Origin of the sequence: Anabaena sp. CA = ATCC 33047 (genome assembly GCF_963870205.1) — a bacterium.
GTDB lineage: Bacteria > Cyanobacteriota > Cyanobacteriia > Cyanobacteriales > Nostocaceae > Trichormus.
Genome location: NZ_CAWMSA010000058.1, coordinates 9582 through 22898, shown reverse-complemented (window position 1 = coordinate 22898; position 13317 = coordinate 9582). Strand labels below are relative to the sequence as shown.

At 42.0% G+C, this 13317-nt stretch carries 15 protein-coding genes; 11 read left to right on the top strand and 4 right to left on the bottom strand.

The window, feature by feature from the left end; genetic code table 11:
• The 4 genes from AACS98_RS19575 to AACS98_RS19560 all read left to right on the top strand — a co-directional run.
• Nucleotides 1–487, top strand: a 487-nt coding sequence (locus AACS98_RS19575) for a pyridoxal-phosphate dependent enzyme (protein WP_232317181.1), incomplete at its 5' end; no start/stop codon positions are given.
• Nucleotides 488–758: 271 nt separating this feature from the next.
• Complete coding sequence (locus AACS98_RS19570) at nt 759–1487, top strand: CAP domain-containing protein (RefSeq protein WP_066382953.1); 729 nt, start codon at nt 759–761, stop codon at nt 1485–1487.
• 209 nt (nt 1488–1696) lie between these two features.
• Nucleotides 1697–2242 (top strand): CAP domain-containing protein, encoded by a 546-nt coding sequence (locus tag AACS98_RS19565; protein ID WP_066382950.1) that lies wholly within the window; start codon nt 1697–1699, stop codon nt 2240–2242.
• An 87-nt stretch (nt 2243–2329) separates the two neighbouring features.
• Nucleotides 2330–2959, top strand: a complete 630-nt coding sequence (locus tag AACS98_RS19560; RefSeq protein ID WP_066382948.1) for a ribonuclease D — start codon at nt 2330–2332, stop codon at nt 2957–2959.
• 189 nt (nt 2960–3148) lie between these two features.
• Here AACS98_RS19560 and AACS98_RS19555 read toward each other — a convergent pair whose 3' ends face one another.
• Nucleotides 3149–3604 carry a rhodanese-like domain-containing protein gene (locus AACS98_RS19555; RefSeq protein WP_066382946.1) on the bottom strand — a complete coding sequence of 152 codons (456 nt, stop codon included), beginning with the start codon at nt 3602–3604 and terminating at the stop codon, nt 3149–3151.
• Between the two features lie 718 nt (nt 3605–4322).
• Between AACS98_RS19555 and AACS98_RS19550 the strand changes: the two genes are divergently transcribed.
• The gene (locus AACS98_RS19550; RefSeq protein WP_066382944.1) at nt 4323–5042 is read left to right on the top strand and encodes a response regulator transcription factor; all 720 of its coding nucleotides are present in this window, start codon (nt 4323–4325) and stop codon (nt 5040–5042) included.
• A gap of 293 nt (nt 5043–5335) precedes the next feature.
• Here the strand turns inward: AACS98_RS19550 and pdxA are convergent, their stop codons facing one another.
• Nucleotides 5336–6442 carry a 4-hydroxythreonine-4-phosphate dehydrogenase PdxA gene (gene pdxA / locus AACS98_RS19545; protein WP_084386945.1) on the bottom strand — a complete coding sequence of 369 codons (1107 nt, stop codon included), beginning with the start codon at nt 6440–6442 and terminating at the stop codon, nt 5336–5338.
• Between the two features lie 267 nt (nt 6443–6709).
• On the opposite strand from pdxA, the gene petM reads away from it, so the two are divergent.
• The 6 genes from petM (at nt 6710) to AACS98_RS19515 (ending at nt 11566) form a co-directional block, all read left to right on the top strand.
• Nucleotides 6710–6814 (top strand): cytochrome b6-f complex subunit PetM, encoded by a 105-nt coding sequence (gene petM, locus AACS98_RS19540; protein ID WP_066382940.1) that lies wholly within the window; start codon nt 6710–6712, stop codon nt 6812–6814.
• Between the two features lie 347 nt (nt 6815–7161).
• Entirely contained in the window at nt 7162–8148 is a 987-nt protein-coding gene (locus tag AACS98_RS19535) for an SDR family oxidoreductase (RefSeq protein WP_066382935.1), read from the top strand.
• Between the two features lie 184 nt (nt 8149–8332).
• Nucleotides 8333–9250, top strand: coding sequence for an NAD(+) kinase (locus AACS98_RS19530; RefSeq protein ID WP_066382933.1), 918 nt, complete (start codon nt 8333–8335; stop codon nt 9248–9250).
• A gap of 75 nt (nt 9251–9325) precedes the next feature.
• Nucleotides 9326–10012 (top strand): response regulator transcription factor NblR, encoded by a 687-nt coding sequence (nblR, locus tag AACS98_RS19525; RefSeq protein WP_066382931.1) that lies wholly within the window; start codon nt 9326–9328, stop codon nt 10010–10012.
• A gap of 291 nt (nt 10013–10303) precedes the next feature.
• The gene (locus tag AACS98_RS19520) at nt 10304–10825 is read left to right on the top strand and encodes a DUF192 domain-containing protein (protein WP_066382930.1); all 522 of its coding nucleotides are present in this window, start codon (nt 10304–10306) and stop codon (nt 10823–10825) included.
• Between the two features lie 513 nt (nt 10826–11338).
• Nucleotides 11339–11566, top strand: a complete 228-nt coding sequence (locus AACS98_RS19515) for a DUF2949 domain-containing protein (protein ID WP_066382963.1) — start codon at nt 11339–11341, stop codon at nt 11564–11566.
• Nucleotides 11567–11901: 335 nt separating this feature from the next.
• On the opposite strand, the gene AACS98_RS19510 is transcribed toward AACS98_RS19515, so the two are convergent.
• Nucleotides 11902–12150 (bottom strand): DUF5340 domain-containing protein, encoded by a 249-nt coding sequence (locus tag AACS98_RS19510; RefSeq protein ID WP_066382929.1) that lies wholly within the window; start codon nt 12148–12150, stop codon nt 11902–11904.
• Nucleotides 12151–12399: 249 nt separating this feature from the next.
• Nucleotides 12400–13290 (bottom strand): indole-3-glycerol phosphate synthase TrpC, encoded by an 891-nt coding sequence (gene trpC, locus AACS98_RS19505; protein ID WP_066382928.1) that lies wholly within the window; start codon nt 13288–13290, stop codon nt 12400–12402.
• Nucleotides 13291–13317 lie beyond the last annotated feature (27 nt).

Genomic DNA, 13317 nt, shown 5'->3' with positions numbered 1-13317 from the left:
TGGTGGTTCTAATGCTATGGGTTTATTCCATGAGTTTGTGGATGAGTCATCTGTCCGACTAATTGGGGTGGAAGCTGCGGGAGAAGGTGTGAATACAGAAAAACACGCTGCTACCTTGACAAAAGGACGTGTTGGTGTACTGCACGGAGCAATGAGTTATCTGTTACAAGATGAAGATGGACAAGTGATTGAGGCACACTCGATTAGTGCGGGTTTAGATTATCCTGGTGTTGGCCCGGAACATAGTTATTTGAAAGATATGGGTCGTGCTGAATATTACAGTGTGACGGATGCAGAAGCTTTGGCAGCATTCCAGAGATTATCTCAGTTGGAAGGAATTATCCCCGCATTAGAAACATCTCATGCGATCGCCTACTTAGAAACCCTCTGTCCTCAACTTAGCGGTAGCCCCCGAATTATTATTAACTGCTCTGGACGGGGCGATAAGGATGTGCAAACTGTAGCTAAATTTTTCAGCCCAGAATAAATCTATCTGGAGACATAAGTTTAGCTGCTCACTGATAGATTGAACAGAACAAGATTGACAAAATTTTCCCAAATTTTTCGGAAAAATCAGACTAATGAGAGAGGGCGATTCTAGGCGATCGCCCCTTTTTTTTGCAAATCTATGAATTTAAACGTGAGCAGAGAATATTCCTAGACAAAACACTATAACCAAAGATATATGACCATATAGCGAATTTGTTCAATCAATAACGGTCTGGTTAGATGGTTGCAACAACTACATGGCTTGAAAAATGATTAGAACAACACTCTACAGTTTTGCTTTAGGCAGTTTTCTTCTCGCCACTGGAGCGAGTGCTGTTTCTCTCCCATCTGCATCTGTTCAGCCAAAATCCTCAAGCATAGAAAATCATCTAGCACAATATTTTCCTGGGCAATATTTTCCTAGACAATACAACCGTCGTTCTAGACCATATAATCGTTCAATACCATCTTCTCGGCAAAGACCATATAATCCCGGAACATCAAATTCAGACTATCCGGGTGAACAATCCAATCCCAGTTCTTCCCGTGAACAATCTAATCCCAGTTCTTCCCGTGAACAATCCAATTCCGGCTCTTCCCGTGGAGGATCTAACTCTAATACTGCTTCTATAGAACAGTCAGTTTTTGAGCAAATTAACGAATACAGAGCTTCTATAGGCTTGCCAGCACTATCACGTAATTCTGCCATTGATGAGCAGGCCAGAATTCATAGTCAAAACATGGCTAGTGGAAAAGTTCCATTTAGCCATCAGGGATTTGATCAGCGAGTGAAAGCAATTGGTATTGCTCACAAATCAGCTAGTGAAAATGTTGCTTATAACCAAGATAGAGATGCAGCTACACGCGCTGTGCAAAGTTGGCTGAAAAGTTCAGGACACTTAGCTAACATTAAAAGTAATGCTAATACCACCGGAGTTGGTGTTGCAGTGAATGGCCGAGGGGTAGTTTACCTGACACAAATTTTTATGCGTTCTTAAAAGCGACTGGGGATTGGGGACTGGGTACAAGTTCTTCTCCCCTGCTCCCCTGCCTCCCCTGCCTCCCCTGCCTCCCCTGCTCCCCTGCTCCCCTGCCTCCCCTGCCTCCCCTGCTCTAATTGATGAATCTGCAAAAGTATCCTGTTACATATTCTAGGAAGGAGAATTTAGAGTATAGGTCTTATAGTATGTACACAAAGTAATTTTTCATGTCCCGACAAACTGCTTTTGGCATCGCTTTAAGTACGCTTGTCTTTGCTGGAGGATTAATGGCTCCTCCCATACCTGGCCATACTTCTACAAACACAACTACTGATAATCAACCCTCATCGCCGGGTTATACTCAGGTTGCTAGCTCGGCGACTTTTCAAACTACTGCTTTAGAAAAATCAGTATTTGAGCAAATTAATCGCTATCGGAGAGCTAAGAACCTGCCAAAGTTAACTTTAAATTCCAACATTACTCGACAAGCCAGAATCCACAGTCAGAACATGGCTAAAGGAAAAGCACCTTTTAGTCATCAGGGATTTGAACGGCGAGTTGATGCTATTCCCCTTCGCTATAAGAGTGCGGCTGAAAATCTCGCTTTCAATCGGGGGTATAGTGATCCTGCCAATCAAGCTGTGATTGGTTGGCTCGAAAGTCCTGGACATTTAAAGAATATTCATGGTAATTATAATCTCACAGGGATTGGTGTGGCGACAAATCAGCAAGGTGAGGTTTACTTGACACAAATTTTCCTCCGGACTCGCTAGGTGGAATTGTGGATGTTCTGCACAATAATAATGTAGTGTCTGATGGTAGCTTGTTGAGAAGATACTGCATATATTATTAAGTGGTTCATGACATTACAAGATTTTCAAGTGAGCGATCGCGATCTGAGTGATGCTGCTCTTACCCAATATTTAGCATCGGCAGCGATCGCTGTTGATACTGAAACAATGGGTTTATTACCAGCGCGCGATCGCCTCTGCTTAGTTCAGCTATGCAATCCTGAAGGTAAAGTCACTGCGATTCGCATCTTCAAAGGACAAACCCAAGCCCCAAATTTAAAAAAACTGCTAGAAGCTACAAATGTCGGTAAAGTATTTCACTTTGCTCGGTTCGACATGGCCGCTTTGCGTTATCATCTAGGTATTCATGTCCAACCAGTCTTCTGCACCAAAATTGCCAGTAAGCTAGCCCGTACCTATACCAATCGTCACGGACTTAAGGATGTGGTGCAAGAATTGGAAAATGTAGAACTAGATAAAACTGCTCAAAGTTCTGATTGGGGTAACGCCACTAACTTATCTGAAGCGCAGTTGAGTTACGCCGCCAATGATGTCCGCTATTTACTCAGCGTGCAGCAAAAGTTAACCGCCATGCTGCAACGAGAAGAACGTTGGCAACTTGCTCAAGAATGCTTTCAAGTTCTACCAACAATTGTGTCTTTGGATTTATTACAATTCAAAGATTTATTTGAACATTAGTCTCACAGATTCGTGTAGGGTGCGTCAGAAGCGATAATTGGGTCAAAAATCACAGATTTTCAACATCTGACGCACCCTACTAATGTGCCAGTTGCGTAAGTCTTGTTAATGTTCAAAATTATTAACTTATGACTTGTAGAGACGTTCCGTTGAAACGTCTCTACTGACTACTGGCTATTGACCAAAACCTTATACATCTTTGTGCTGAGTCTCTGAATAGTCTTGAAGTCGAGAGACTACATTATAATCATCCGCACCGGCTGGGGTTTTAGATTCAATGATGCCTTCTGTGGGGCCGCCAATTGCCTTCCATGCAGCTAAACCACCTTTGAGTTCTGAAACATGATCAAAGCCAGCCGAACGCAGCATATTAACGGCGGCGGCGGTTTGTTCTTCAGTCGCACCGTAAACATAGATATCACGGTTTTTATCTAAAGATGGTACGGCTCTGTCTACCAATTCATCCATTGGCATGGGCATTGCACCCATAATATGACCATCATTATATATGGGGCGATCGCGTACATCTAAGATAGTAAAGGCAGGTTCACCCCATTCTAAACGAGACTTAAGTGCATAAACATCAGATTGGGCTTCAATTGGTGGTTGGGGAGGAATAATACCACCTAGTCGATTGCTATCCATAACTTGATTATTGCTTTCTTACTGCTATATAACAGCAATTTAGCTAATTAACTTGATTTAATTTCTCTGGCTGTGGGATGAAAAGCTGCAAATTATTTCTTGGGGTAGATTAGCATTTGAGTATATTTTTCACCTATTGTTGACCTATTGTTGACGTACTCCCCTGATTAAAAATCAAGGGGATTCTCAAAGGATGTTCCGAGCAAGGAAGACAGTTTGATAGCATTTAAACAATCTGACGCACCCTACAAGACTAACCAGAGGAACTTTTTACTTTGGGTAGTTCAGAGAAAAATATGGTAGATGTTGTATCTCAAATTGTTTTGGAGCTTGATTTTTTTAGCTAGTAATTTCTACTTAAAAGATGATTGACAAACCGGAGAATACACTGAGATTCTAGGATATATTTCCAGCTTCAAGATTCTTAATTTTGGCAGCAACGATCAAAATATACCAAACTTCTACTAAAGTTATGCCTTTGGTATGCAGTATCATAACTGGACTTTTCAGAAATTTAATGGAAAATTAAATATAGATCAGTAAAACAACGGCAATATACGGCGATAAGTTGCTGTAAGTATACGCCATCTCTGAAGTACAAAGAAATAAACACTACCAAACGAAAGCGCGTGTAGCACAGATACATTCAGAGTAGCTTTTTTCAGGGGAGCTTTACAGACCACAATCAATTGGCAAATTAACAACAGGCTATCAAGTTATGGTGATGCTTTCTGCTTCTTCAAATCCTAAAATTCTGGTCGTAGATGACGATTTTGGTGTGCGTAACCTGATATATCGCTTTTTAAGCCGGAAATATCAAATAGAGTCAGCAGCAGATGGTAAAACTGCGCTGTCGTTATTTGAAGAATTCGACCCAGCTTTAGTAATTCTGGATTGGAATCTCCCAGATACCAGTGGCTATCAACTTTGCCAAGAAATGCAAAGTCGGAACAATGTGTTGGTGATGATACTGACTAGCAGGACAGAAGAAGCTGACAAGATCAGAATTATGGCGGCTGGTGCTGATGACTTTATAACTAAACCGTTTAGTCTAGCTGAAGTTGAATTGAGAGTCCAAGCTCTCTTAAGGCGCATCCGCTCTATTAAACCATCTCCATCACAACGCCTAATCTTTAAAAACTTAGCTATTAACCCAGATGGACGAGAGGTGACACTGAACGATAAACCCTTGAATTTAACAGCTTTGGAATTTAATATTCTCCACTTTTTGGCAAGTCATCCTGGTCAAGCTTGGAGTCGTCCCCAACTAATTCAAAAGATTTGGGGTTGTGACTATGTGGGAGATGGACGGGTAGTTGACGTACACATCGGTCAGCTACGTAAGAAACTAGAAGCAGATACCAGTGTACCGGAATTTATTAAAACTGTTCGTGGGTACGGTTACAAGTTTGAAATCCCTGAGCCAACTACAGTTTAGATATACACAAGTTAAATCACATTTACTCATGGCAATGCAATAAATATCAAGCTGATTGCTGTACAGCAAATGCAAATATGTGCTTGATAGTTGCAATCAATTTGCAAATAACTGATCAGGTTAGTGATCAAGAATTTTACTGAGGCTTGTGTGTGTTGATTGGTGTTAGTTTTGGGGTGTAATACCAACAACATCAGGGAAGATGGTGTCTACTCAAGTCTCAAAGAACAGCTCTGTGGATTTTAATTTATCGGATATTTTCCCTGAAGGTAAGACTTGGGAACAGTACAGAGCTAATGCTCAACAGGTTTCTCATATTTCTGAATAGTTAACCTTTGACTCACCAACTCCGCCGCTAACTCGATTGCTGCTTTCATACTGGTAGCATCAGCAATTCCCTTACCTGCAATATCAAACGCCGTTCCGTGATCGGGGGAAGTGCGAACAAAAGGTAAACCAATCGAAGTATTAACAGCACGGTCAAACGCCATTAACTTGACGGGAATTAAACCTTGGTCGTGATACAGTGCTAAATAAGCATCGGCGGGATTTTGCACCTGAGAATGACCATACCAAGCTTGACCGGGTTTAACCCACATTGTATCTGGTGGAATCGGCCCTTCTAGCTGGAAATTCGGGCGTTTTTGCCGTTCGGATTCTAACCAAGCAATTAACCAATCCTGTTCTTCTGTTCCTAGTTGTCCTTGTTCGCCACTGTGGGGATTTAAACCGGCGATCGCAATTCTGCCATGAGTTATCCCAAAATCTTGCTCTAAACACTCCACCAACAAATCTAATTTTTTTGTTAATAACTCCGGTGTCAGTGTTTTGGCTACTTGACACAGGGGAATATGTGTGGTAGCTAATAAAGCGCGCATTGTCCAACCAGTGTAAGGCGATCGCGCCACAAATAACATTCCAAAGCGGTCAACCCCAGCCTTTTCGGCTAACAATTCTGTTTGTCCTGGGTAATGATACCCTGCGGATTTCCACGCAGATTTAGCTATGGGGGCGGTAACAATAGCATCAAATTTCCCTGCGAGAGTTTGAGCGATCGCATCTTCCATATAAGCAAAACTCGCCGCACCACTAGCAGCATTCCCAAAGCCGATGACAATTTCCCCTTTCTCCCAATCACAAGGTACATTAACAATTTTCAACTCGTCAGGATTTGCCAAAGGTGCTAAATTCTCAGTCTGAGTCAGTCTGTGATAAGTCTGTAGCAACAAATCTTGATTACCTACCACAGAAACATCACATTTTTGAGTTACCGTTGGCTCTGCCAAAGCTTTTAAAATCACTTCCGGGCCAATTCCGGCTGGATCACCCAAAGTAATCGCTAAACGAGGACAGTGTTGTTGATGTAAATTAACTGGCTGATGTTGATCAAGTTGATACATATTTGTACCCATAAAAGTCTCACAATGCCCCATTGCCTATTCCCTATTCCCCAATCTCCTATCTTAATTAACCATCAAACTGGTTTAGAATTATTTACACGAGGCTAATCCTACAGTTAGCGTTGCAGAGCTTCTGGTAGACATTGTTGATCTGAGGTTGCCTCGGTCGTAGGATTAGCACAGATTAGATTTGAGCCATCGAGTCTAGTCTGGTGAAACAACTGAAAAACATCTACAGTCCACCATTCACAAAGGAGAACCAAATCAATGAGCGGCGAAATGTTGAATGCAGCTCTGTTACCTTTTAGTCTAATCTTCGTAGGTTGGGCTTTGGGTGCTTTATTGCTGAAAATTCAAGGTTCAGAAGAATAATCCCTTTCCAGAACCTTCGGCGAGAGACAATAAACTCGACTCTCTCTAAAAAAATAGCGTGTCCGCCAACCGGACAACGCTGTTTCCACTACTCCCCAGAGACTTCCAAATCAAAAGATAATCAATCGCTGTGGGTGACGTTTCTGGCGCAGGGGGAAGAGGGGAAGCAGGGGAAGCAGGAAAAAAAACACCTGATAGCCGTATTCACACGCAGAAATTGCAGAATTTAATTTTTGGCTATCCCCGAAATATTCAACAAATCAATTAAAAAGACGTAAACTTTTGTTTACAGAATATAATTCTGTTAAGATTTTTCTCATAAAAGTTTAATAAATATTACAAACCTCATGACATTATTAATAGTTGGTGCTACCGGCACTTTGGGAAGACAAGTGGCTCGTCGTGCAATCGATGAGGGTTATAAAGTGCGCTGTCTTGTCCGCAGTGTTAAAAAAGCTGCTTTTCTCAAAGAATGGGGTGCGGAACTCGTCAAAGGAGATTTATGTTATCCTGAAAGCCTCACAGGCGCGTTAGAAGGTGTCACAGCCGTAATTGATGCGGCTACCTCTCGTGCTACAGATTCCCTGACAATCAAACAAGTAGATTGGCAAGGGAAGGTAGCTTTAATTCAAGCGGCTCAAGCTGCTGGTGTAGAGCGTTTTATATTCTTTTCTATTATTGATGCTGACAAGTACCCAGAAGTGCCACTGATGGAGATTAAGCGGTGTACTGAAGCATTTTTAATCGAGTCTGGATTAAACTACACAATTTTACGCTTGGCTGGGTTCATGCAAGGTTTAATCGGTCAATATGGCATACCCATTTTAGAAGGACAACCAGTTTGGGTGACTGGTACATCTTCACCTATCGCCTACATGGATACTCAAGACATTGCCAAGTTTGCTGTGGGTGCATTAAGTGTACCAGCCACCGAAAAACAAACGTTCCCGGTGGTGGGAACTCGTGCTTGGAGTGCAGAAGAAATTACCAGCTTATGTGAGCGTTTATCTGGGAAAGAAGCAAAAGTCCGACGAATGCCGATTAACCTGCTGCGTACTGTGCGCCAAATTGCGCGATTCTTTCAGTGGGGGTGGAATGTGGCAGATAGACTAGCATTTACAGAAGTCTTAGCTAGTGGTAAACCTCTGAATGCGCCAATGGATGAGGTATATACAGTATTTGGCTTAGAACAATCACAGACAACGACTTTAGAAGGCTATTTACAAGAGTATTTCAGCCGCATCATGAGAAAGCTCAAGGAATTAGATTACGAAAAAACCAAAAAGCAGAAATCGAAAAAGACTCCCTTTAAAAAAGTCAATAGTCAGCAGTGATTAGTTGTTAGTCATTAGTCATGAGTTTTTCTCCCCTGCTTTGAAAGCTCCCCCAATTCCTACTTTCCACAATTGAAAAAGCCCACAATTTTAGTCTTTTGACTTTTGACTAATGACTCGTGATCCAAAATGTGTCAGGATGACATAAGTAAAAGCATAGCCTACTATACTTGGATATTTGAGTGTGCCGAAAGCAGGCATTATCTACAATGACGTTAAACCGATAGCCACACGCACGGCTATCGAACTGAAAGACAAGCTAACCGCAGCCGGTTGGGATGTATGTATTACATCAAGTATCGGTGGCATATTGGGCTACTCTAATCCCGAAAGCCCTGTATGTCACACCCCTATTGATGGTTTGACACCCCCTGGATTTGACTCAGAAATGCAGTTTGCCGTGGTTCTAGGGGGGGATGGTACTGTTTTAGCAGCTTCGCGTCAGGTTGCCCCTTGCGGTATTCCACTATTAGCAGTGAATACCGGACACATGGGGTTTTTAACAGAAGCTTATCTGAATCAATTGCCCCAAGCCATAGAACAGGCGATCGCGGGTGAATATGAAATTGAAGAACGCGCCATGCTGAGTGTGCAAGTGCGGCGAGGCGAGTCGGTGCTTTGGGAAGCCCTATGCTTAAATGAAATGGTCTTACATCGAGAGCCTTTAACCTCGATGTGCCATTTTGAAATTGCTGTAGGTCGCCATGCACCAGTCGATATTGCGGCTGATGGTATAATTGTTTCTACACCTACTGGTTCTACAGCTTATTCTTTAAGTGCCGGTGGCCCTGTCATTACCCCAGGTGTACCTGTATTACAATTAGTACCTATTTGCCCCCACTCTTTGGCTTCTAGGGCTTTGGTATTTCCAGATACGGAACCAGTGAATATTTATCCAGTGAATATTCCTCGGTTAGTCATGGTAGTGGATGGTAATGGTGGTTGCTACGTTTTCCCAGAGGATAGGGTATATTTAGAGCGATCGCCTTACAGTGTCAAATTCATCCGCCTACAACCACCCGAATTTTTCCGCATTTTAAGGGAAAAATTAGGTTGGGGTTTGCCACACATCGCTAAACCAACTTCTGTAGAATTACCTTAGTCATTAGTCATTAGTTTCTCTCCTCTGCCCCCTGCCTTTCCTTCCCCAGTCCCCAATCCCCAGTCCCCAATAGTTATGACACCTGCTCACAGTGCCTGTGTTTTGGTCATCGAAACCGATGATAGCCTAGCCAATCAGATTTCCTGTGATTTGCAAGAAGCTGGCTATGAGCCTGTGTTGGCTAATGATGCGGCGAGTGGTTTACAATACTATCGCGATCGCCAACCTGCTTTAGTAGTTTTAGACCGAATGCTTTCCGGTGAATCAGGACTGTCATTGTGCAGAAATCTTAGAAGTGCTGGGATGCGATCGCCTGTCTTGGTACTCATGGCTAGGGATGCAGTTGATGATCGGGTAGCTTGTCTAGAAGCAGGGGCAGATGATTATATCCTCAAACCTTATCGTTCCGAAGACTTTTTAAAACTGATTCGCCTCTACCTGAAACCAGAAGTTGATACAACAGAACAGTTACGCTTTGGAGAACTGGTTTTAGACATAGCCAACCGCCGTGCGGTTTACAACGGGCGAATCATTGACTTAACCATGAAAGAATTTGAACTCTTAAAGTTCTTAATGGAACATCCCCGTGAAGTATTAACCCGTGAACAAATTCTGGAAAATGTTTGGGGTTACGACTTCATGGGTGAATCTAATGTTATAGAGGTGTACATTCGCTACTTACGCTTAAAAATAGAAGACGAAGGTCAAAAACGGCTAATTCAAACAGTGCGCGGCGTAGGTTACGTACTCAGAGAATCATAGCATCTCAAAACTAAGTAGTAAAAATTACAAATTCATTAAATACTTCCATCCTTTAGAGGGTGGAAGCATTATTTGTATGTATTGAGCCACTCCGGGGAAGCAAGCTACGCGTAGCGTCCGCACCAGAGTAATTTAGTCCTCTCTTAATCTAACACCGAATAGTATACCATTTACGTAATTACCGCGAAAAATATTGAGGATTGTTCCCAATCCCCATTCCCTCAACAGCCAAAAGCCATTTTGCAGAAATTTCGGTAAAATCGAAATCCCAATTATTACAAGACGAATTCGATGATGCGTTGGTTAAGTTTAATGCCCCTGCTGCTGAGTATCTTACTGATGGGATGTTCAATGCAGACAACCGCTAAACCGCCCACAAACACTTCTAATGCTCTAACACAATTACCATCTGGACAAATACTACCAATTTCTGCAAAAGCAACAGTTCCCAATGGTACAGAGATTGAGTTAGAAGTAGCGGCGACACGTGAACAGCAAGAAATGGGCTTGATGTATCGTCCTGCCCTACCAGACAATCGGGGAATGCTCTTTCAGTTTCCTACAGCACAACCTGTGCAGTTTTGGATGAAGAATGTACCTGTAGCTCTCGATATGGTGTTTTTACACAATGGAGTAGTCAAGTATATTCAAGCTTCCGCACCTCCTTGCACAAGTGAGCCTTGTCCTACTTATGGCCCTAACGTACCCATCGATCAAGTGATCGAACTGCGCTCAGGACGAGCTGCGGAATTAAATCTCAAAACAGGAGATCGGATCAACATTCAGTTTTTAAACACCGGAGCCTTGCAGTAATCAATCTTTGTATCACTGATGGAGTAAGGCTAAAGGAATTTTGAATTCATGAGGTTTGTGTAAAAAAAATATCAAATGTACGTAAACTATTGAATTCTGAGGTTACTATTGAATATCATGTCAAAAATAACCAAATATGTTGTTTCTCAGGTAAAATTTCATCCTAATAAAACTGGTTGCTAAAAATCTTCCTTTTGGCATAAGTGTAATTAGTCGCTCATAAGGCAGTATTAGCTATGGAAACTTGATTACTAAATGTGTGACTAGATAGCTCATTCTAGATAGCTCATGACAGTAAAAAAGTTCAAGCCCATTGCCAGAGAGTAACTTGCAGCTTGAGAATTCAGCAGACAAATGCTTTTACAGCTAGAATATGCTAGATTAATTCTATTTTTCTGGCTAAAAGCATCTTTTTCAGGCTAATAAAAGAATTTTCAGAGGTTTTTTTCCGGTCATCGTATATTCACGGGTGAAGTAATAGTTGCAGGTTACATAGCAATGGGAAACCAAGACATGACAATACATACTCAGCCAGGAGGTGAGTTGCAAATGTCACCATCAACCTATTCAAGACTAATTAATTTTCTCAGGGAAGATTTGTCTATTTCCGCAGCATCACTGGCGGTAGCTTTACGCCATCGGGAACAAGACCCAGGCCCTTTACCCATGATTCTTTGGCAGTACGGTTTGATTACTTTAGAACAGTTAGAGCAAATTTACGATTGGATGGATGCAGCGTAGAGTATGGGTTATTCATACAGGAGAATCAGAGTATGTCACATTTACTCTGTCTTGTGCCAGGGCTGACAGATAAAGACTCCTTGCATTATAAATTTAAGAAAAGAGCGAGTTAATTAGTTAACTCGCTCTTTTCTTTCAGTGCTGAGAGGCTATTTATCAAGTAAATATTAAGTAGGATGTGTTACGGCGTTGAAAGGATTTTCACGTTTGAGAGAGTAGGAATTAGCCGTAACGCACCAATAAACACGGTGCGTTATGCGCTGCTTTAACGCCCCCTACAATTTAAGGTTTACTTTATGAATAATCTCTGAGGTTGACTAATAAGTATTAACCAATTAATCCGATCTGCCAATTGGCTGATTATGATGATTGATTGACCAACGGTGTTCTACAGGTACGGAGGAAGCTTGACAAGTTTCTTCTAATTGTTTTTGTTGGGCTGCGGCTTTACGGAGGGTAATAATTAGTTGATTGACTTGATGTCGCAGTTCTGGGTTGTTACTGGCTGCTGACATGGTTTGTCTTTCTAATAGTTGCAGTATCAGTTCGTAGTGGATGGGTGATGGTAGGGGAAGTTGCTCCATGTAGTTATCAAGTTGGTAATTTTTGAATGGTAACTGTTTATTAACTGTCCAGCCAATTTTGACACATTAAATAAATATTTAACTTAAATTTAGATAATCAATGTAGCAGTACGTACTGTTGCTATTGCGGAAAGTAGCAGGGGCAGGGGGCAGGGGGCAGGGAGCAGGGGGCAAAGGAGAGAAACTAATGACTAATGACTAATGACTAATGACTAATAACTAATGACTAATGACTAATAACTAAGGTTGTCAAGGTGATTGGGAAAATAGGCGGGCGATCGCAATTTCTGGATCTGGTTGTTTTACCAAAGATTCACCAATTAACACGGCAGATGCACCAGCTTGGGATACAACACTTAAATCATCTGGCGTATGTAATCCCGACTCACTCACAACTAGAATATTTCTTTCCTGTAATTGGCTACTCCTAGCCTCTAACAGTTGGCAAGTTGTTTGCAAATCCACAGAAAAATCTTCTAAATTGCGGTTATTGATGCCTACTAAAGTTACACCATCTAAAGCCAATACCCGGTCAAGTTCTGCCAAATTGTGGACTTCAATCAATGCTGCCATATTCAAAGCCTTGGCAATCTTGACACAGTATTGTAAATCTTGATCGCTGAGAATAGCAGCAATTAATAACACCGCATCTGCACCTTTGACACGAGCTAGGTACATTTGATAAGGGTAAATCACAAAATCCTTACATAGTAGCGGTAAGTCTACGGTAGCACGGACTTTAGCTAGGTTATCAAAACCACCTTGAAAAAATTTAACATCCGTTAAAACCGAAAGACAACTTGCGCCACCTTGTTGGTAAGATAGGGCGATCGCTACAGGGTCAAAATCTTCCCGAAATACACCTTTACTGGGGGAAGCTTTCTTCACTTCCGCAATCAAAGCTGGTTTAGTTCTCCCTTGTCGTAAAGCGGCGACAAAATCACGAGTTGGGGGTGCGGTGAGTGCTTGCTTTTGTAACTCTCGCAAAGGCACTTTTTCGCGCATTTGCCCAATTTCGGTTTCCTTATGCCAGACAATTTCCTCTAGGATATTCTGGGGTTGCGCGTCATCTAAAACAACTTGATAACGCAACCAGGCAACATTTACAGGTGGACTCGGTTGACGACGACGAATTTGCATAATTTTCAGAATGGGGAATGGGGACTG